Genomic DNA, 19,520 nt, shown 5'->3' with positions numbered 1-19,520 from the left:
TTAGTTTGGTATTTATCTGTCTCGAATCCGACTTCGCGTTTTGAGAATCGCTACAAATATGTCGGGAAGACATCCATGAAAAAGAGAACTCTGACCGCTGCCGTCACGGCACTTTCCCTGGCTGGGGTGATGCTTCTCGCAGCCCCCGCGCAGGCCAGCCCCGGGAACGTCACCAATGAATCCCTCCTGTGCGGGCTCGGCGGCGGAGTGAGCAGCAGCAGTGTTGACACCGCGACCACTTCGTTCAATTACGTCTGCCAGACCTCGGGTAGCATCAGCGACGCCCGGACTGAACACACGACCGATGCCTATGATGGCTTCGGCTACGTCGGAACGACCAACGCGGACGAATCGCAGTACCTCTTCACCGCAGACACCTACGAAGTCGACGGCACGACGTTTACGTTCGTCGACACCGATGTCTATAACAGCCTCACCGACGGCTTCGTCGATGCGCATGTGACGCGCACGTTCGTTGGCAACACGGCGACATGGACCGTCGACGTTTTCGAGGCGGGAACGGATATTCCGGCAGATATGCCGCTGTTCATCACTGGCAACCTCGGCTCTGACGGTGATTCAACGTACACGCCGTACGACACGTTCCTCCTGTCGACTGATACGGGTATCTACGATCCCTACCTGCTGTGGAAGAGCACGGGGGAAGCGAGCTACGTAAACGGCAACGACACGCTCTCCTTCGACTTTGGTGTGGCCTCGTCCGCCAGGCTGGAGAACATCCTGATCGGCTACGAGGCGTGTGCTGACCCGGCAGCACTGCCCACTCTCCTGACCAGCATTGATGCCGACTGGTTGTCGTATGCGAACACCGAGATCGCCGAGATCTCGTCTGAGCAGCAGTGCTTCGACGTCGTCGGAACGACCACGTTCACCCGCGGCGTCGCCGTCGACACCACCCTCACCTTCGACGGCTATGACAACTTCGATTGGACCCACGGCGGCTACGCCCAGATCGGCGACCTGCCGGCCGGCCTCGAAGCCGAAGTTCTCAACACGTGGTCGGACGACGAAACACCCCCCACCATCCACATCTTTGGAACGCCGACCACCGTGGGCGCCGTCGACACATACATCTATCTTGCAGACGATGAAGGGATGGATGCGGATCGCGCGCTGACGCTGACCGTCATCAACGAGCCCGTTGCCGCCGACCTCACCCTGAACGCCTCAGTCGGCGCACTCATCGCCGGCAGTGACATTACCTATTCCGCGAGCGGCTTGCAGGACGGCGCCGCGTGGACCCTGACCCTGCGCTCCACCCCGCAGGTCATCGGCAACGGATTTGTCACGTCCACCGGAACCGTCTCCGGCGTCGCGACCATCCCGGCCGGCCTCGAAACCGGATGGCACTCGATCACACTCGATTCCACCGATAACACCGGGACCACCCTCAGCCGCGTCGTGTACTTCGAAATCGATGCCGCCGGCCAGCTTCTGTCATCGAACTACACGGGAATTCCGGTTGAAACCGCTGCCCCGGTCGATACCATCGTCGATGCCGCTGTCGCCGCAACCACGGTGACGGCCGTACCGGCCGTCGAGGCCGAACTGGCCGCAACCGGATTCTCCGGCAGCACCGGCGCCCTCGGAGCCCTTGCGCTCACCCTCGCTGGCGTCCTGCTGTTCGGCGCCGCGCTGCGCCGCAAGCACCGCACCGCGTAACCAGCACCACGTAATCAAGCACGACCAAGGGCCCCGACGAATCCGTCGGGGCCCTTGGTCGTGCACTGCAGCCTGGGCCACATCAGTTGGGCGGTGCAATCCGGCCGAGCGCTTCCCGCGCCCCGGTCATCGATGTGCCGCGACCCCACTCGGCCGCCAGCCACTCGAGCTCGCCGACGTTATCGGCGTCGAGCCGGGCTTAGAGCGCCTTGAGTTCCTCGGTCACCTGCGCGACGGACTTCTTCGCATCGCCGAAGAGCATCGTGGTGTTGGCGCCGAAAAACAGCGGGTTCTCGATGCCGGCGAAGCCGGAACTCATGGAGCGCTTGAGCACGATCACCGACCTGGACTCGGTCACATTGAGCACGGGCATGCCGAAGATCGGCGAGTTGGGGTCGGTGCGTGCGGCAGGGTTGGTGACGTCGTTGGCGCCGATGACGATGGTGACGTCGGTGCGGGAGAACTCGCCGTTGATATCGTCCATCTCTTTCATGGCGTCGTATTCGACATCGGCTTCGGCGAGGAGCACGTTCATGTGCCCCGGCATACGGCCAGCCACCGGATGGATCGCGTATTTCACTTCGATACCACGGGCTTCGAGCACCTTGGCCATATCCTTGACCGCGTGCTGGGCCTGGGCGACAGCGAGGCCGTAGCCGGGTACGACGATGACCTGGTTGGCGTAGGCGAGCTTGATGGCGGCATCCGCTGCCGAGGTGGACTTCGCCACCTGGTCACCGGCGCTTGACGTGGCAGCGCCTGAGCCGCCGCTGCCGCCGCCGAACCCGCCGGCCACGATGGAGAGGATGGACCGGTTCATCGCTTTCGCCATGAGGTTGGTGAGGATGGTGCCCGAGGCGCCGACGATCATGCCGGCCACGATCATGGCGATATTGTTCAGCGCCAGCCCGGCCGCTGCGGCCGAGAGGCCGGTGAGTGCGTTGAGCAGTGAGATGACGACGGGCATATCGGCGCCACCGATCGGGAGCACCATGGTCACCCCGAGGATGCCGGCCAAGATCAAGATCGCGACGAACCAGATCGGGCTTGCCCCGGCGCTGGCCGAGCCGATACCGACGATGACCGCCGCCACAACAGCGCCGATGAACAGGATCGCGTTGAGCGGTTGTTGCAACCGGCCGACCGACAACGGATGCCCGGGCAGGATCTGCTGCAGCTTCATGAACGCCACTATCGAGCCCCAGAACGACAACGATCCGATGATGGCAGCGAAGAGCGAGGCAATGACGAGCGGGAGTACCGGACCGGATGTCACATGCAGACCGGTGAAGCCGTCGCTGTCGATGTACTCACCCCAGGCGATGAGGGCAACCGTTCCGCCCCCGACGCCGTTGAACAGTGCCACGAGCTGCGGCACCGCCGTCATCTTCACCCGGCGGGCGGGCGGAATGCCCACGATCACGCCCACGACGAGTGCGGCGATGATGAGCAACCAGCTGCTGGTGTCACGGATGTGGATGAGGGTGGCGACGAAGGCGACGGCCATGCCGGCGGCCGCGATCTTGTTGCCGCGAACGGCGGATTTCGGCGCGGTCAGGCCGGAGAGTCCGAGAATGAACATCGCGAAAGCGATGATGTAGAGGGCGTAGACGAGGATCTCCATGGTCAGTTCTTCCCGTCGGTCGCGGCGTTGGTGGGGCGGGTTTTAAACATGGCGAGCATCCGGTCGGTCACGACGAAACCGCCGATGACATTGACAGTTCCGAACACGATCGCCACGAAGGAGATGACCTGCAGCGGAATACCCGGGTTCTCCGCCGTGCCGAGCACGACCAGGGCGCCGAGCACGACGATGCCGTGGATGGCGTTGGTACCCGACATGAGCGGGGTGTGCAACGTGTTCGGCACCTTGGAGATGACCGCGAACCCGATGAAGCCTGAGAGCACGAGGATGGCGATGTTCGCCAGGAAGTTTGTGTAGTCCATGGATCAGATCCTGTTCGCGACCGAGTCGCGCGTCACGCAGGAGAGCGCGACAACGTCGTCGGAATAGTCGGGGTTGAGGCGGCCGTCGCGCACGAGCAGGCCGAGCAACGCGGTGAGATTCTTCGAATACAGTTCGCTGGCATGTTCGGGCATGGTCGAGGGCAGGTTGAGCGGGGAAGCGATGGTGACACCGTCGACCACTACGGTCTCGCCGGGGACGGTCAGTTCACAGTTACCGCCGGTCTCCCCCGCCATGTCTATGACGACACTGCCCGCCTTCATTCCGTACACGGCACCGGCCGTCACCAGTCGCGGCGCCGGGCGCCCCGGCACGAGAGCGGTGGTGATCACGACGTCGAACGTAGAGATGGCGGTCTCGAGTGCCGCCTGCTGCTGGGCGCGCTCCTCCTCGGTGAGCTCGCGGGCATAGCCGCCGTCACCGGCCGCATCGATCCCGAGGTCGAGCCATTGGCCCCCCACCGAACGAACCTGGTCGGCGACCTCCGGTCGCACGTCATAGCCGGTGGCACGACCGCCCAGCCGTTTGGCGGTTGCGAGAGCCTGCAGGCCCGCCACGCCGACGCCCAGCACGAGCACACTGGCCGGCTTGACTGTTCCTGCCGCCGTGGTGAGCATCGGGAAGAACCTCGTCGACAGTGACGCCGCGAGAATAACCGACTTGTAGCCGGCCACGTTCGCCTGCGACGAGAGGGCGTCCATGACCTGCGCCCGGGAGATGCGCGGGATCGCTTCGACCGCGTAGCCGACGATTCCGGCATCCTGCAAAGCGCTGATCTTATTGTCAACGTTGCGCGGCGCGAGAAATCCGATCAGGGTCGAGCCTGCGGACATGCGGGCTATCTCGCTGTCGGTCGGCGCGGCAACCTTGAGCACGATGTCGGCGCTCCACGCATCGCCCAGGGTGGCGCCGGCGGCGAGGTAGAGATCGTCGCCCATCAGGGCTTCCGCCCCGGCACCGGGCTCGACGACGACGTCGAGCCCTTGGGCTACGAGCGTAGCGACGGCGCGAGGCACGAGAGCGACACGCCGCTCATCGGCCCCGCTCTCGCGAACAACGCCGATGCGTGGCGCCTCGGCGGGCAGCTGGGAATCGGTCATGGGGGAAACCTTTCGAAGCGACGAGGACGTCGGCACACTCAGCGGTGAGGCGGCAACAATCCTGCGGGAAGGGGGCACTCCAGGCTGGGAATGATGGCTCCCGCGCGGCAGAGCGTGCCCGAAGCGCCCACGATCGGCAGATGCTCCTAGGTCGAACATAGCTCGAAGCGCCCGGTTCAAGGCTCGAAAGAGCGCCATCGCGAATGAAAGAATCGGCATTCTTAACAACGGCGGATGTTCGCGCCCGCGAAGCGGCCCGACGACGCCTAACGGAACCACCGCGACGTCGTACCGTGCGGTCGAACCCGTAAAGTCGAACCATCAACATTTTGCGGGCACAGCCCATCGATCGGGACATTCTGCGGCTTGCCGTACCCGCGCTCGGCGCACTCGTGGCCGAACCGCTCTTTCTCCTGGCCGATTCGGCGATGGTCGGACACCTCGGCACCACGCCGCTGGCCGGCCTCGGCCTGGCCAGCGCGGTGCTGCAGACCATCATCGGTCTCATGGTCTTTCTCGCCTACAGCACCACGCCGGCCGTGGCCCGCTGGCTCGGCGCCGGAAACACGCGTCGAGCCGTGTCCGTCGGCATCGATGGGCTGTGGCTCGCCCTCGGCCTCGGCGTCGTGTTGGCCATCGGCGGCCGTCTCGCCACCCCCGCGCTCGTTGGCGCGTTCGGCGCCGAAACCGCAGTGACAGCGGATGCCGCCACCTACCTTGGCATCTCCATGTTCGGCCTGCCCGCCATGCTGCTGGTGTTCGCCGCCACCGGGCTGCTGCGCGGCCTGCAAGACACAAGTACCCCGCTCTACGTGGCCGGGGTGGGATTCGGCGTGAATATCGCGCTCAATTACGTCTTCATCTATCTGCTCGGCTGGGGCATCGCCGGATCGGCCGTCGGCACGGTCGTGGCGCAGTGGGGCATGGCCCTGGTCTACCTCGTCGTGGTTGCCACCCATGCCCGGCGGCACAGCGCTCCGCTGCGCCCGCACCGGGCCGGGCTCATGCTCGGTGCCCGCAGCGGTGGCTGGCTATTCCTGCGCACGCTGAGTCTGCGCGCCGCCATGCTGCTCGCCGTCTTCGTGGCCGCGCAGCTCGGCTCCCCCGAACTAGCTGCTTTTCAAATCACGATGACGCTGTTCGCGACGCTTGCCTTCGCCCTCGACGCCCTCGCGATCGCCGCCCAGGCGCTCGTCGGCCGCGGCCTCGGCGCGGGAGACGTTGCGGGAGTGCGCGCCGTGCTGCGCCGCTGCCTGGAGTGGGGCGTACTCGCCGGCCTGGTGCTGGCCGCCGCTGTGATCGCAACGAGCGGGGTACTCGGGCACGCGTTCACCAATGCCGAGGCGGTGACATCGCTCCTGCCGCTGAGCCTGGTCGTGCTCGGAGCATCCGTTCCCCTCGGCGCGGTCGTGTTCGTGCTCGACGGTGTGCTCATCGGTGCCGGCGACGCTCGCTACCTCGCGCTGACCGGTCTGATCAACCTCGCCGTGTTCATTCCGCTGGCCGCAGCGGTGCTGGCCTGGGCTCCCAAAGGCGCGGCCGGACTCGCGCTGCTCATGGCCGCGTTTGCGCTCGGCTATCTCGGAGCTCGCGCCGTAACGCTGAGCCTGCGCGCCCGCAGCATGGCCTGGCTGGTCGTCGGCGCACGCTAGCGCCGCCTCCGACGCTACGCGCCCGCAGCAAGTCGACGCGGTACCGCCGGGTCAGCGGATGCGGCGATGCACCGATTGCGGCGACAGGTAGGCCTTGAGCCCCTCCGGTCCGAACTCGGCGCCGAGGCCCGAATCATGCCGGCCGGCGAACGGCGCGGCATGGTTGGAGGCGAAGAAATTCAAGCCTAACGAGCCGGTGTCGAGCTGGCCGGCCAGCGCGAACGCTCGATCGGGGTCTTCGGAGAAGATCGTGCCACCGAGCCCGAACGTGGTGTTGTTGGCGAGAGCGACAGCCTCGTCGACACTGTCGTAGCGCAGAATCGACAGCACCGGGCCGAAAATCTCCTCCCGTGCGATGCGCATGCCGGGAGTCACATCGGCGAACACCGTGGGCTTCACGAAGAAGCCCTGATCAAAGCCGGAGGGCACGTCGCCACCGGTCGTGGCTCGGGCACCCTCAGCTACTCCGCTGCGCAGGTAGGCGCGCACGGTCTGCTCCTGGGCGCGCGTGGCTGCCGGCCCGAACACGGTGTCTGGTTGCATCGGATCGCCCTGTTTGGCGGCGGCGATGGTGGCCGTGACCATGTCGACGAGTTCGTCGTAACGCTCGGCCGGGGCGAGAATACGTGTCGAGATGTAGCAGGTCTGCCCGGTGTTGCGCATGCAGGTGCGAATAAGCACCTGCGACAACGCATCGAGATCAACGTCGGGCAGAACGAGCGCCGACGACTTTCCGCCGAGTTCGAGCGTGACCGGTCGCAGCAGTTGACCGCAGGCTCCGGCAATCGACCGGCCGACCGGGGTCGACCCGGTGAAGGCCACCTTGTCGATGCCGGGATGCTTGACCAGCGCGTCGCCGAACGAGCCCGGGCCGGTGACGAGGTTGACGACTCCGGCCGGCAGGCCGGTGGCCACGACGGCGTCGATGATGAGCCGCACCGAAAGCGGCGTCGGTGAGGCCGGCTTGATCACCACGGTGCACCCGGCCATCAGGGCCGGTGCGAGCTTGGCCACGACGAGGTTGATCGGAAAATTCCACGGCGCGATGAGCGCGCACACCCCGATCGGGTCCTGCCGCACCACGGTTTCGCCCGAACCATCGGCAAACGGGCGAATATCGACGGTTTCGAGCAGGCCGGCGAGAGAGGCGAAGTAGCGAAAGATTGAGGCGGCATTGCTGGCGGCCCGTGACGACTCCGCAACCGGTGATCCGTTCTCCCAGGTGTTGGTGTGCGAGATGGCCTCGGCCCGCTTCTCGATCTCCTCGGCCAGCCGCAGCAAATAGCCGGCCCGCACTGCGGGAGCCAGGTCGCGCCATCCGTTCCCCGCGCCCCGAACCGACCGCCCCGTGCCGGTGAACGCACGGCGGGCGGCCGCGACCGCCTGATCAAGGTCGGCACCGGATGCCTGCGGCACCGAACCCCAAACCTCCTCCGTTGCCGGATTGGTCACCAGGGTGCGGCCGGTTCCCGTGGCTGCCCGCCACTGCCCGTCAATGAAGAGGTCGTCGGTGTGCCGATAGGGCAGGTTGGCGGTCACCTCGACCGCAACCAGGCTCGTCATCGTCCGCTGCCGTCGAGCGCGGGAGCCTCGACGCCGCTCGCGAGCACCTCGGTCTGCAGCAGCGCTTCGGCGCGATCCAGCTCGGCCGCGGCCATCTCGTGGGCGGCCGCGGTGATGAGCTCGGGCATGATGTCGGTGCGCAGGCGCCGGCAGTACGCCGAGGGCTCCTGGCCGAACCAGCCCGACGCGAGGGCGATACCGGTGGTGGTGAATCGCCAGAGGCGATCGGCGTCGCGCACGAGGGAATCCTCGATCGAGTAGCTCTCGGAGCGGGTGTCGTGGCCATCAATGATGTCGGTGATCCGGGTCACGAACTCGGCGGTGTAGCCGAGTTCGGGCAACACCTGGCGGGCAATCTCGCAGCCCTTGAGCTCGTGTTCGTAGCGGATGTCGGCCTGGCGCCAGTTGGCGCCGAAACCCTCCGAGATGATCTTGGTCTCATCGACCCGGGCCCACCCGGTGTCGTGCAGCAGAATCGCCACGCGCACCACGAGAGCGTCGGCCTCCGGATAGGCCAGGCACAGTCGCTCGGCGAAGGCGAACGAGATGGGAATATGAATGTCGTTGGAACGCGATCGCATCTCGAGGCGCACGGCCCGCCAGAGCGGATTGAGGTCGATCGAGCTCACCCCCACGGCTATCGGTGAAGTATCAACGAGTTCTTGGGTCTGCAGTGTCATGGGTTTACTTTCCGATTAGGACGGGCACAGCAGGAAGAAAAAGCTTCTTGAGCGGCAGTGACAGGTCGGCCGCGCGGTCACTGGGCAGGTGCTGCCCCGAGTGCAGCATGGCGCGCACGGCGATGAAATCGAGCGGGCGGTTCACACAGTCAGCGGCGATGAGCTGTCCGGCGCGGTAGTACAGCACCGAGAATTTCTCGCTGTCGGGGTCGCCGCGCAGCACGATCTGGTCGTGGCCGCCGCTGAGACCGGCGATCTGCAGCTTGAGGTCGGCTTGGTCGCTCCAGAACCACGGAACGGTGGAGTATTCGGCCGGCCGGCCGAGCAGGGTTGCGGCGGCGACCTTGGCTTGTTCGACCGCGTTCTGCACACTCTCCAGTCGCAGCCGTTCAATGCCGCCGGGGGTCAATGACGGGTTAGGCAGGTTGGCGCAGTCCCCCGCCGCGACGGTGAGGCCGTCGGAACACAGCGCGCTGGCGTCAACGACGATGCCGTTATCGACGGCGAGGCCGAGTTGCTCGGCCAGTTCGGTGCGGGCGATCACGCCGACACCGATCAAGACGACATCGGCCTTGATCACATCGCCCGAGCCCAGCTCAACCGCGGTGACCCGATCGTGCTCCCCGAGAAAGCGCACGACCTGGGCGTTCAAGATCACTCGGGTGCCACGTCGACGATGAGCCGCGAGGTAGAACGCACTCGTGGTCTCGGACACGGCCCGCCCGACCAGCCGCGGCGAAGCTTCGAGCACGGTCACGGTCTTGCCGGCCGCGCGGGCACCGGCGGCCACTTCCAGGCCGATGAAGCCACCGCCGACGACGACCACATCGTGAGCGCCGGCCAGCCTCTGTTCGAGCAGGGCGGCATCCGTTGCGGTGCGCAGGTACGTGATCCCCTCAAGTTCGCTGCCGTCAAACGGAATCTGCCGCGGTACGGCCCCCGTGGTGAGGGCGAGCCGGGCAAATTCGAAGCGCCGGCCGGATTCGGCCGTGGCCACCCCGCCCGTGGCATCACGCTCGATCGCGACGATGCGCTCCCGGGTGACGAGCTCAATGTGGTGTTCGGCGTAGAACTCGTGGGTGCGAAAGGTGAGCGAATCGGCCGTGGCCTCGCCCTTCAGGAACGCCTTCGACAGCGGCGGCCGCTGATACGGCGCGTGCGGTTCTTCGCCGACGAGCACGATTGGCTCGGTGTCGCCCTGTTCACGCAGCGAGCTGGCGAGCTGCACGCCAGCCTGGCAGGCGCCGATAATGAGGGTACCCCGCGCTTGTGCTGCCACGTGAGCGGATGCTCCGGTGCCGGTCATCTCTATACCTGCGTTTCGGGGGTGGTCACGCGAATGTCCGCGTCGAGCAGCTTGAGCTGGCAGGAGAGCCGGGAGTTGACTTCGCGGTCGACGGCGGTGCCGTCGAGCATGTCGTCTTCGAGGTCTTCCATCGCGGGAAATACGCTGTCAGCGCAGACGAAGACGTGGCAGGTGGCGCAGGACAGGCTGCCGCCGCATTCGGCCACGATGCCGGGAACGCCGTTGCGCACGGCGGTCTCCATGACGGAGTCGCCGGCGAATCCGACCACGGCCGTTTCGCCGCCGGTGGCGGATATGTAGGTTACAGAAGGCATTCATTTCTCCTTACAGAAACTGTCGGCCACCGTCGACCACGAGGGTCTGGCCGGTGATGTAGCGGGAGCCGGGGCCGGCCAAAAACAGGGCCGCCCCGACGATGTCATCGGGCTCGCTGGCCCGTTTGATCGAACCGCGGTCGACGCCGTACTCGGCGGCGCCCTCGATCAGGCCGTAGCTGGCCTGGGTGAGGGTGAACCCGGGGGCGATGGCGTTCACGGTGACGTTGCGGTCGCCGAGCTCCTTGGCGAGAACCCGGGTGAGCGCGATCACGCCGCCCTTCGAGGCCACGTAGTGCGCCCACTGGGCGGATCCGCTGAGCACGGTCGCGCTCGACAGGTTGATCACCGCGGCCCCGTTGGCCAGGTAGGGAGAACAGGCGCGGGTCACCAACCAGGGTCCTTTGAGGTTGACCGCCATCACGCGGTCCCACTCGTCGACGTCGATCTCTTCGAAGGGTGATCGGGTGATGGTGGCGTAGATCGCCGCGTTGTTGATGATGACGTCGATCTGGCCGGTGCCTTCGGCCGCGGCGGCCGCGGCGAAGGCCGCAGCATCCGCTGCCAGCCGGGTGACCGAGTCGAGCTGCGTCACGTTCGCCTGCAGGGCGAGGGCGGAGCCGCCGGCCGCCTCGATCAACGCGACGGTCTGCTGCGCACCCTCGAGGTTGGTGTCGGCGACGACCATCCGGTCGCCCTGGGCCGCGAAGCCCAGGGCAAAGGCACGGCCCAGCCCGCCAGCGGCGCCCGTGATCAGCACCGTTCTGGCCGAATCGGTTTGGGTGGCGGGCTGGTCCGTGCGCGCGTCAGGCATGGCTGCCTTCGAGAATCGGGCCGTCGAGAGACTGTGCCAGCTGACTGGACGCGTCGGCGGCCAGGCCGAGATCGTGCCGGTGACCCTCACCGCTGTGATCTTCCACGATGGTGACGGTGCCATTGTTGCCGTCCACACGCAGCCACTGCCCGGTGACGATCTGCGACGAAGCGGTGCCGGTTCCGGTAACGGCCGGCATGCCGTATTCGCGGCAGACGATGGCCGCGTGGCTCATCATGCCGCCGATATCGGTGACGGTGGCGCGAATCTTGCCGAAGATCGGTCCCCACGACGGCGCCGTGACGGGGGCTACGAGGATGTCCCCTTCTTGCACCTCGGAGAGCTGGTCGGAGCTACTGATCACGCGGGCCGGTCCTTCGGCCACCCCGCTTGAGGCGGCCATTCCACGGAATTCTCCCTCGGGGGCGTCGGAATCACCCAGCCAGTTCTTGATCTGGTCGCTCGTAATGCCCCAGAGCATGAGGGTGAATGGTTCGGTGATCACGGCGGGCGGGGTGTTCAGGGCCGGCTGCGGGCGCTCGCTCTGCAGGGCATCCACGATGGCGCGGCGACGCTCGATCTGCTCGGGCCAGTACGACGGGCCGATGGCCGGGGCGCCGACGGCCCAGCCGGTGACGTAGTCGAAGAGTGCTTCACGCACCTCTTCGCGGCGCAGAAAGAACATGCCGTCGGCGTCGGGCCAGAAGCCCTGCTCCTGCAGCATCGCCGAGAGCTGGCGCGCCTTGCGCCAGAAGATTCCCATGGTCCAGTGCTCGATATAGAAGTTGTGGTTTTCGACGTAGGGGTAAACCTGGCGGGCCAGGCCGAGCTTGCCAGTGAAGGCGGCGAGCTGCTCGGGGGTGAGCAGCTCCGAGTATTCCTCGGTGATGCGGTCGCGTTCGGCGACGAGTTCGGCCACCGGGCGGTCGATGTTCTGGCCAGCCTGCAGACGCCCGATGTAATCGCTGATGTAGCCGAGCGGAAGCTCGAGGTGGTCGATCCAATACTTGTCGTGGGCGTAGAAGCCGTTTCCAACGGTGAAGTTGAACCACGGATCCTTCGCCTCGTTCCAGGCGGCCATCCACTCGGCACCAGCGGTGGCCGCTTCGATGCCGGAAAGCGTCTGCTCCGGGTTTGCGGTGTCGCCGAACAGGCCGGTCAGGCCCAGTTCCACAGCGAGCTTGGCGAGCTTTTTGAGCTCGTCGTCTGGCCGGAACAGTTCCATGTCAACGCCCTGCACCATCTTCGCCACGGCCTGGTCTGGGATACCCGGAAAGACCTCCTTGCAGAAGCTGAAGAAGTCGAGGTAGGCAACGTAGCCGAGGTTGAGAAACTCGAAGTGATACTGCCAGGCGCGGTAGGTGAGCGCAATCAGCGCGTCGTACTGAGCGAGCAAATCGTTGTTCGGGCCGGTGCCCTTGCCGCTCGTGACGTCGTTGATATCGACTCTGTCGGGCAGGGCCTCGAACGACAGAGCGTCGAGCTCGTCGATCGTGCCGCGAATCTTGCCCTGCCACTGCTCGAGCAGGGTTTCCCAGTTCTGGAAGTAGTGGCCGGCCCGCGCCATGAACTCGGGAACGCGGGCGGCGATCTCCGACTCGGGCACGCCCACCGGCGACATGAACAGGTAGCCGTTGTGAATACGAAACTCGATGCCGTTGGCCGGCGGAATGAGCAGGTGGCGAGTGTTGTACTGGCCGAGGCAGGAGACGGCGAACTCGAACCCGATTGTCTCGAACGGCTTCGTCACGGTGGGCCAGTGCTGGCTGTCGCAGAACCAGAACTTGGCCTCTTCAACCTCGCGGCGGTTCTCCTGAAAGACCAGGTTGTAGGCGTATAGGTCTTTCCAGTCCTCGGCGCCGGCCGCCGGGGCCTGGTCATAGGGGCTGGGAAATGACTTCTCTGTCATAAGAAAACCGTTCTCGAGGTGGTGCGCGGGTAGTGATAGTCGGGGCCGTGCTGTTGCGTGCCGTGCTGTTGCGGGCCGTGCTGCGCAGCGGATGCCGCGGGTTTAGTCCGTCGATTTCCCGGCCTGCACCAGCAACGAGCGCGTGATGCTCTCGATGCCGTAGCCGGCGGTCGGCGCGGGTCCGGCGGCATCCGTTCTCGTGTCGGAACCGGACGATGAGTGCACGGTTTCGGGGCGGGACTGCAGCAAGAGCAGGTTCTGTCCATCGGGCAGGTCGCCATCGAGCGCCCACTCGATGTCCTGGGGGCATTTGAAGTGCTTCTCGGCCTTCTTAGCGATGGCCGCGATGGCGGTGATTTCGGTTTCGCTGATCGAGAGCACCCCACGGCGGGCGGCGGACACCTCGAGCTCAACCAGCGCCCTGTTGGCCGGGTCGGGCACGAGCTCGGCGTGTTTGTCGCCGATCACGCGCTTGACCACCATGAGCATGATCTTGTCGACGGTGATGTTGTCGGGGGTGACGAGGCCAGAGACGACCAGTTCGCCCAGGCCGTAGGAGGCTTCCATCACGATCTTGGAGCGGTCGCCGGTGGTTGGATCCATGGTGATGGCCACGCCGGCGGCACGGGCGTTGACCATCTTCTGCACGGCGACAGCCATCGACAGGCCCTCGTTGGGGATGTTGTTCTTGAGCCGATAGGTGATCGCCCGCGAAGTGAACAGCGAGGCCCAGCAGCGGCGGATGTGTTCGGTGACGTCCTCGATGCCGTTGAGCCAGAGGTAGGTGTCTTGCTGGCCGGCGAAACTCGCATCTGGCAGGTCTTCGGCGGTCGCCGAAGACCGTACGGCCACCGGGACCGGCTCGCTGAACCGGGCCTGGAGTGCGTGGTAGGCGGCCACAAAGTCGGCGCGCACCTCGGCGGGTACCGGGCGGCTCTCAATCTCAAACCGAAGCTGCGCCGAGACCCGGTCAACCTCGGCCACGTCATCGGCGTCCAGGTCGGCCAGCAACACGTGAATGTCGGCCTGGATACCGGCGGCAGCGATGAACGCGTCGTAGGAGGCCGTGGTGATGGCGAATCCGGGCGGCACCGGCATGCCGGCCTGCGTGAGGGCCACGAGCGAGGCGCATTTGCCGCCGAGCAGGTCGTGGCGGGGCTCGTCGGCGCCGTCGAAGAACTGAATGTAGGGTGTGCTGGTCATTTCTTTTCTCCCCAGGTGACGGGTACCGCGGTGGGCGCCCTGAACGACAGGTTGTCTCCGAACACAATCTTGTCGGCGTCGATCAGGCGCAGAGTGGGTGCCGCTTTCAGGGTTTCCTCGACGACGATCTTGTCTTGCATCTTGGCGAGCATGTTGCCGAGGCAGTAGTGAATGCCGAAGCCGAACGACAGGTGATTGCGGGCGTTCACCCGGTTGATGTCGAAGGTTTCGGGCTGTTCGAAGGTGTCCGCATCACGGTTCGCCGACCCCATGAGCAGGAGGATGTTTGACCCGGCCACAATGGGCACGCCGCCGATCTCGGTGTCGACGAGCGCTTTGCGCCGCCAGCCCACGATGCTCGGGGAGAAGCGCAGGGTTTCGTCGATCGCGGCCGGGATGCCGCTCGGGTCGTGCTGCAGCTTCTGCCATTCGCTGGGGTGGGCGAGCAGCTCGCGAATGGTGTTGGAGATGAGCGTTGTGGTGGTCTCGTGGCCGGCGAAGAGCAGGCTGTAACAGACCGAGGCGATCTCGTGGTCGGAGATCTCGGAGCCGGTGGACTGGGCCTGCACGAGATCGAAGACGAGGTTGTCGCCGTTCACACCGTTCGCGAGTTGCTCGTGGGCGTTCGAGACGAGACGCAGGCATTCGGTCCAGTAGTCGACGAGGTTGTGTGCGTGTGGAATCTGTTCCTCATCGCTCAGGTCGCCCCAGGTCATCGCGGCGCGGGAATCGGACCATTTCTTGTAGGTCGAGACCATTTCGGGACCAACACCGAGCAGCCCGAGGATGGTAATCGTGGGGATGTCGACCGCGACGTCTTTCAGAAAGTCGCCCCGAGCATCCGGATGGGCCAGCATCTGCTGCAGCAGCCGGGCGGTGTTTTCGCGAATGGTGGGTTCGAGAGCCTTATAGCGGCGCGGCGTGAATTCCTTCTGCACGATGGCGCGCATGCGCGTGTGTTCCGGGGGGATGCGGGCGCTGAGGCCGGAGTAGGCGGTGAAGCCGCCGTCATTCATGATCGTGGTGGCTGCGGCGCCGCGGGCCCGCACCGGGGCCTGGGCGTTTTCGCTGCTGAACACCTGCCAGTTGTCGAAGACGGCCTTCACGTCGTCGTAGCGGGAGACGACGAAGTATCCGATCTCCTCATCGAACATGACCGGTTCGTTCTCGCGCAGGGCGGCGTAAGACGGGAACGGGTCGGTCATCGCGAACGGGGAATAGCCGTGGTGGGCGATCTGCGCGGGGGTGCCAGCTTCGGAGCTACCGGTTGCGGAGCTGCCGGTTGCGGAGCTGCCGGTTTCAGGCGTGCCGTGGGCAACCGGGCAGTGGCCCGGTGCGGTGGCCGGGTGGGCGAGTGCTGGTTGAGCGGTCACGATGGCTCCTTGGTTTGCGTTTCTCAACGTTGAGGTCGACGAGGTCAATCTAAGACGCGTCGGTAGCGAAAAGCTCCGGAGTGTCCCACTGGATGGAAGTGGCTTGGTGGCCGATCACGGCTGAATCGGGGTCGGCACACTGGCCGGCAAGCGCAGCACGGCGGGAGGCAGGTACGCGATTCCAGCCTGAATGCGCTGCGCGGCGCCCTGCAATACCGGCAGGTAGCGCTCCAGCTGGTGCGCCCGTGAGGTGGGCAGCACGATGCCGAGGGCACCGAAGATCTGCCCGGGCGGCTGAAACACCGGCACCGCAAGCGAACAGGAGCCCTGCCGCACCTCTTCGGAGGCGAGGGCGAACCCGAGTTCCTTGATCTTGCCGAGTTCCCGGCGCAGCTCGGCCGGATCGGTCTTGGTGAGCGGGGTGCGGCGCACGAGTTCACCATCGAGTACGGCGTTTTGCACCCACTCCTCTTCGAAAGCCAGAATGGCGCGGCCAACGGCAGTGGCGTGCAGCGGTAGGCGCCCGCCCACCCGGCTGGCCTGAGGCACGCGCCGGCTGCCATAGACGCGGTCGATGTAGAGCACCTCGGCGCCGTCGCGAATGGCGAGGTGCACGGTCTCCTGGGTCAGGCCGAACAGGTCTTGCAGATAGGGCCGGGCAACGTCGCGCAGCTTGCGGCCGGCGTGTTGGCCGAGTTCCCACAGGCGTAGGCCGATCTGGTAACGGCCCTGGGCATCCCGCTGCACGGCGCCCCAAGTCTCCAACTCACCGAGCAAACGATGCGCGGTACTCTGCGGCAGCCCGCTTTCGCGGCTGATCTCCGAGAGGGAGCGAGCGGATGCGCTGTGTTCGAACGCCGCCAGAATGCTCAGTACCCGGCTGGTCACCGATTGGCCGGGTGCGTTCGTGTGACCGGCCATCCCGCCTCGTTTCACGTTGCTGCTCGCTCAACGATAGCGGGCAGGCTCACTCTAACCAGTGCCGGTCGGCCCGCGCGAGGGCCGAAAGTCCCCGTTCTGCCGCTGGCCGTGTTGCGACGCCGCTAGATCGGGTACGCGAGCGCGCTTTGGCGTACCCCGAGGGTCACGCGGGCTCCGAGCTGCGGCAGGTCGGGGGCGGCGATGCGCGCACGCACGACGATGCCGCCCTCGAGGGCGAAGCTCACCAGCGCGTCGTGGCCGGCGTAGGCGATGGCCGTGGTCACGGCCGGCGTTCCCTGCTCCGCCAGGATCAGCCATTCCGGGCGCAGCAACACCCGCACGGGGGTTGCTGCGGGAGCGGCTGCCGCGCCCATCCAGTCCGCCGGAAGCGTTCCGAGCACGCAGTCCACGAGGCCGGCGCGGCCGGCGGTATCCGGCCCGTCGCCGCTGCGCCCATCGTTGCTGTGCCACTGGCCGTCAAGCTCGACTGTGTCGCCCACGAATCCGGCAACCCAGGGGTCGACCGGGCGCTCGTACACGTCGGCCGGCGTGCCGAACTGCAAGATCGCGCCGCCGCGCATCACGGCCACGAAATCGGCGAGGGAGAGCGCCTCCTCCTGATCGTGCGTTACGAGCAGGCTCGTATTGTGCGCTCCGCGCAGCAGGGCGGCCACCTCCGTGCGCAGCGCCGAACGCAGCAGCGGATCGAGGGCGGCGAAGGGCTCATCGAGCAGCATGAGGTCGGGCCGTGGGGCGAGGGCCCGGGCCAGTGAGACGCGCTGGGCCTGCCCGCCGGAGAGCTGCGCGGGGGCGCGGTCAACGAGTTCGGCGAGCCCAACCAGTGCCGCAAGCTCCGCGATCCGGCCCGCACGGCTGTTCTCCCGGCTGTTCTCTCGGCTCCTCGGCACGGCAGCGCGAGCGGCCGGGTGCTCCGCGCCGTCCTCCCGCGCCGCGGCGGGACGGGCCCGGGCGGCGCGCCCTCGCCTCGTGAAACGGTCCAGCAGCCCGGCCGCACCGCCCGCAACCTCGCTGGGTTCGCAGAAGAGATCGTCGCTCTGCTTCGTGCGCGGCAGACCGAAGCCGATGTTCTCACCGACCGTGAGGTGCGGAAACAGCGAGGCATCCTGGGGCACCCAGCCCATGCCGCGTTTTTCCGGTGCCCGCTGCACGCCGGGGCCGGTGACCAGGCGTCCGCCGACCGTGATCGTGCCGACGGTGACCGGCAGCAGACCCGCGACCGCGCGCAGCAGGGTGGTCTTGCCGCATCCGCTCGGCCCGAGAACCGCCACGAGACTGCCGCGCGGAATGCGCAAACTGACGTCGTCGAGCACCCGCGTGTCACCGTAGGCGACGCGCAGCCCCTCGATCGATACCCAGCCCACTAGTTCTCCTTTGCCGTGCCGCGGATGCCGGAGAGCAGCACCGCGGGCACCATCGCCACGAGCACGAGCGCTGCCGCGTAGGGCGCCGCAGCGCCGAACTCGAACAGGGCCGTGCGACTCCACAGCTCGGTCGCGAGCGTTGACACACCCGTCGGCCGCAGCAACAGCGTCGCCGGCAATTCTTTCATGGCCGAGATGGCCACGAGCAGTGCACCGATCGCAATGCCCGGCAGGGCGAGGCGCGCAGTCACCCGCAACCAGGTCTGAAACGGTGACAGGCCGAGCATGCGGGAGACATCGCTGAGACTGGCCGGCACCGCCGCTATGCCACTGCGCACGCTGCCGATGGCCCGCGGCATGAACAACACGACATAGGCGAAGACCAGCACGACCGACGTTTGGTAGAACATCGGCACCGCGGCGAGGGCGAAGAACACGAGGGAGAGGCCGACGACGATACCGGGCAGGGCATGGCCGAGAAAACCGACGGCCTCGATCACCGCCACCAGACGTCCGCGATAGCGCGCCGCGAGCGCGGCGATCGGGAGCGCCACGAGCACGGACACTACGGCGGCGGCGAGGGCGAGTCCGAGCGTCGCACCGATCGCTTCCAACAATCGCGGCACATCGATAGCGCGCAGGGTTTCGGCTTCGAGCAGGCGACTGAGCAGCCCGACCACCGGAACGACGACCCCGGCCAGCGGCGCGGCGAGAAGCACCGCGACGTAGACAACGCCGGCTTTTCCGGGTGCCCGCGCCGGCATCGTGCTGCGGCCGGGAATGCTTCCCACCTGGCGGCGGCTGCGGCGTTCACCGGCGACGACCACGAGGGCGAGCACGACGAGTACGAGGGCCAGCAGGGCGGCCTGGTTGCGGTCGAAGCTCGCGCCGTAGGCGGCATTGATTCCCCAGGTGAGCGTTTGAAAACGCAGCATCGAGACCAGCCCGAAATCGCTCAGCGAGTACAGGCAGACCAGAAGCGCCCCGGCAATTGCGGCCGGGCGAATCTGCGGCCACGTGGCGGCAACGAAGGCCCGTAGCGGCCCACGACCGAGCGTGCGCGCCACCGATTCCAGATCAGCGGATGCCCCGCGCAATGCCGCAGCGACCGGCAGCGTCACGTAGGGGGTGCAGACCATCGTCATGACGAACCAGCTGGCGCCGAAGCCGTGCAGATGGGGAAACCAGACCAGCCAGCCGTAGGCTGCGAGGTAGCTCGGCACCGCGAGCGGCAGCGCCGACACCAGCAGCAGCGTGCGCTGGAAGGGCAAGCGGATGCGCGTGAGAATCCACGCACCGATCGTGCCGAGCACGAGGGTCGACAGCGTGACGGCCACGGCGAGGAGCACCGTATTGACCGTGAGCTGCAGCACCCGTGGGCGCACCAGCGTGTCGAAAAGTTCCGTGAGCCCGGCCTCGGTCGTGCGCACGACGAGGTAGACCAGCGGGATAGCGGCGGTTGCGGCGCACAGTGCGGCGAGCACCAGGAGCCAGAGCGGTGCTCCGAAGCGATACCGGGCGGGCGCGCGCGGCGGTACCGGGGCATCCGCTGTCACGGGCGGGATGATCAATGCGGTCATGACGGCGGCCCCGTCAATCGGCCGGCGAAGGGTAGGGCGCGGCTACCGATCGGCGCCCGCACCCATCCGTTCAC

At 66.5% G+C, this 19,520-nt stretch carries 16 protein-coding genes; 2 read left to right on the top strand and 14 right to left on the bottom strand.

Translation table 11 applies throughout. From position 1 onward, the window contains the following. Nucleotides 1-75: 75 nt before the first annotated feature. Nucleotides 76-1,683 carry a hypothetical protein gene (locus tag QMK22_RS05520; RefSeq protein ID WP_283496622.1) on the top strand — a complete coding sequence of 536 codons (1,608 nt, stop codon included), beginning with the start codon at nucleotides 76-78 and terminating at the stop codon, nucleotides 1,681-1,683. Nucleotides 1,684-1,882: 199 nt separating this feature from the next. Here the strand turns inward: QMK22_RS05520 and QMK22_RS05515 are convergent, their stop codons facing one another. From QMK22_RS05515 to QMK22_RS05505, 3 genes are read right to left on the bottom strand one after another with little or no spacing between them, the layout of a single operon-like run. Beyond that, a complete protein-coding gene (locus QMK22_RS05515) occupies nucleotides 1,883-3,307 on the bottom strand; it encodes an NAD(P)(+) transhydrogenase (Re/Si-specific) subunit beta (protein ID WP_283496621.1) in 1,425 nt (474 codons plus the stop codon). A gap of 2 nt (nucleotides 3,308-3,309) precedes the next feature. After that, entirely contained in the window at nucleotides 3,310-3,630 is a 321-nt protein-coding gene (locus QMK22_RS05510) for an NAD(P) transhydrogenase subunit alpha part 2 (RefSeq protein ID WP_283496620.1), read from the bottom strand. A 3-nt stretch (nucleotides 3,631-3,633) separates the two neighbouring features. Next, nucleotides 3,634-4,749 carry an NAD(P) transhydrogenase subunit alpha gene (locus tag QMK22_RS05505; protein WP_283496619.1) on the bottom strand — a complete coding sequence of 372 codons (1,116 nt, stop codon included), beginning with the start codon at nucleotides 4,747-4,749 and terminating at the stop codon, nucleotides 3,634-3,636. 329 nt (nucleotides 4,750-5,078) lie between these two features. Here QMK22_RS05505 and QMK22_RS05500 point away from each other — a divergent pair, with 329 nt between their 5' ends. Then, complete coding sequence (locus tag QMK22_RS05500; RefSeq protein ID WP_283496618.1) at nucleotides 5,079-6,401, top strand: MATE family efflux transporter; 1,323 nt, start codon at nucleotides 5,079-5,081, stop codon at nucleotides 6,399-6,401. A gap of 51 nt (nucleotides 6,402-6,452) precedes the next feature. Here QMK22_RS05500 and QMK22_RS05495 read toward each other — a convergent pair whose 3' ends face one another. The 11 genes from QMK22_RS05495 to QMK22_RS05445 form a co-directional block, all read right to left on the bottom strand. Further along, on the bottom strand, nucleotides 6,453-7,964 hold the full coding sequence (locus QMK22_RS05495; protein WP_283496617.1) for an aldehyde dehydrogenase family protein: 1,512 nt from the start codon (nucleotides 7,962-7,964) through the stop codon (nucleotides 6,453-6,455). Beyond that, nucleotides 7,961-8,644, bottom strand: a complete 684-nt coding sequence (locus QMK22_RS05490) for an HD domain-containing protein (RefSeq protein ID WP_283496616.1) — start codon at nucleotides 8,642-8,644, stop codon at nucleotides 7,961-7,963. Before QMK22_RS05490 ends, QMK22_RS05495 begins: the two co-directional genes overlap by 4 nt. 4 nt (nucleotides 8,645-8,648) lie before the next feature. Beyond that, nucleotides 8,649-9,950, bottom strand: coding sequence for an NAD(P)/FAD-dependent oxidoreductase (locus tag QMK22_RS05485; RefSeq protein WP_283496615.1), 1,302 nt, complete (start codon nucleotides 9,948-9,950; stop codon nucleotides 8,649-8,651). A gap of 2 nt (nucleotides 9,951-9,952) precedes the next feature. Then, nucleotides 9,953-10,264, bottom strand: a complete 312-nt coding sequence (locus QMK22_RS05480; protein ID WP_283496614.1) for a 2Fe-2S iron-sulfur cluster-binding protein — start codon at nucleotides 10,262-10,264, stop codon at nucleotides 9,953-9,955. A 10-nt stretch (nucleotides 10,265-10,274) separates the two neighbouring features. Continuing rightward, complete coding sequence (locus tag QMK22_RS05475) at nucleotides 10,275-11,078, bottom strand: SDR family NAD(P)-dependent oxidoreductase (protein ID WP_283496613.1); 804 nt, start codon at nucleotides 11,076-11,078, stop codon at nucleotides 10,275-10,277. Continuing rightward, on the bottom strand, nucleotides 11,071-12,987 hold the full coding sequence (locus tag QMK22_RS05470; protein WP_283496612.1) for a PEP-utilizing enzyme: 1,917 nt from the start codon (nucleotides 12,985-12,987) through the stop codon (nucleotides 11,071-11,073). Before QMK22_RS05470 ends, QMK22_RS05475 begins: the two co-directional genes overlap by 8 nt. Nucleotides 12,988-13,089: 102 nt before the next feature. Further along, entirely contained in the window at nucleotides 13,090-14,190 is a 1,101-nt protein-coding gene (locus QMK22_RS05465; protein WP_283496611.1) for a PEP/pyruvate-binding domain-containing protein, read from the bottom strand. Next, entirely contained in the window at nucleotides 14,187-15,563 is a 1,377-nt protein-coding gene (locus tag QMK22_RS05460) for a cytochrome P450 (RefSeq protein ID WP_283496610.1), read from the bottom strand. The genes QMK22_RS05465 and QMK22_RS05460 overlap by 4 nt, the downstream gene beginning before the upstream one ends. Before the next feature lie 114 nt (nucleotides 15,564-15,677). Next, entirely contained in the window at nucleotides 15,678-16,484 is an 807-nt protein-coding gene (locus QMK22_RS05455; protein WP_283496609.1) for an IclR family transcriptional regulator, read from the bottom strand. Nucleotides 16,485-16,606: 122 nt separating this feature from the next. Further along, complete coding sequence (locus QMK22_RS05450; RefSeq protein ID WP_283496608.1) at nucleotides 16,607-17,866, bottom strand: ABC transporter ATP-binding protein; 1,260 nt, start codon at nucleotides 17,864-17,866, stop codon at nucleotides 16,607-16,609. Then, entirely contained in the window at nucleotides 17,866-19,446 is a 1,581-nt protein-coding gene (locus QMK22_RS05445) for an ABC transporter permease (protein WP_283496607.1), read from the bottom strand. Before QMK22_RS05445 ends, QMK22_RS05450 begins: the two co-directional genes overlap by 1 nt. Nucleotides 19,447-19,520: the final 74 nt, after the last annotated feature.

Source organism: Cryobacterium sp. PH29-G1, assembly GCF_030063365.1.
Taxonomy (GTDB): Bacteria; Actinomycetota; Actinomycetes; order Actinomycetales; family Microbacteriaceae; genus Cryobacterium.
Note: the sequence above shows the minus strand (reverse complement) of the source record. Positions and strands in the feature narration are given on the sequence as shown.

What these genes read in the sequence shown, in the direction of transcription:
- QMK22_RS05520 (WP_283496622.1), top strand. Translation starts at nt 76, where the DNA reads ATGAAAAAGAGAACTCTGACCGCTGCCGTCACGGCACTTTCCCTGGCT.
- QMK22_RS05515 (WP_283496621.1), bottom strand. Translation starts at nt 3,307, where the DNA reads ATGGAGATCCTCGTCTACGCCCTCTACATCATCGCTTTCGCGATGTTC.
- QMK22_RS05510 (WP_283496620.1), bottom strand. Translation starts at nt 3,630, where the DNA reads ATGGACTACACAAACTTCCTGGCGAACATCGCCATCCTCGTGCTCTCA.
- QMK22_RS05505 (WP_283496619.1), bottom strand. Translation starts at nt 4,749, where the DNA reads ATGACCGATTCCCAGCTGCCCGCCGAGGCGCCACGCATCGGCGTTGTT.
- QMK22_RS05495 (WP_283496617.1), bottom strand. Translation starts at nt 7,964, where the DNA reads ATGACGAGCCTGGTTGCGGTCGAGGTGACCGCCAACCTGCCCTATCGG.
- QMK22_RS05490 (WP_283496616.1), bottom strand. Translation starts at nt 8,644, where the DNA reads ATGACACTGCAGACCCAAGAACTCGTTGATACTTCACCGATAGCCGTG.
- QMK22_RS05485 (WP_283496615.1), bottom strand. Translation starts at nt 9,950, where the DNA reads ATGACCGGCACCGGAGCATCCGCTCACGTGGCAGCACAAGCGCGGGGT.
- QMK22_RS05480 (WP_283496614.1), bottom strand. Translation starts at nt 10,264, where the DNA reads ATGCCTTCTGTAACCTACATATCCGCCACCGGCGGCGAAACGGCCGTG.
- QMK22_RS05475 (WP_283496613.1), bottom strand. Translation starts at nt 11,078, where the DNA reads ATGCCTGACGCGCGCACGGACCAGCCCGCCACCCAAACCGATTCGGCC.
- QMK22_RS05470 (WP_283496612.1), bottom strand. Translation starts at nt 12,987, where the DNA reads ATGACAGAGAAGTCATTTCCCAGCCCCTATGACCAGGCCCCGGCGGCC.
- QMK22_RS05465 (WP_283496611.1), bottom strand. Translation starts at nt 14,190, where the DNA reads ATGACCAGCACACCCTACATTCAGTTCTTCGACGGCGCCGACGAGCCC.
- QMK22_RS05455 (WP_283496609.1), bottom strand. Translation starts at nt 16,484, where the DNA reads ATGGCCGGTCACACGAACGCACCCGGCCAATCGGTGACCAGCCGGGTA.
- QMK22_RS05445 (WP_283496607.1), bottom strand. Translation starts at nt 19,446, where the DNA reads ATGACCGCATTGATCATCCCGCCCGTGACAGCGGATGCCCCGGTACCG.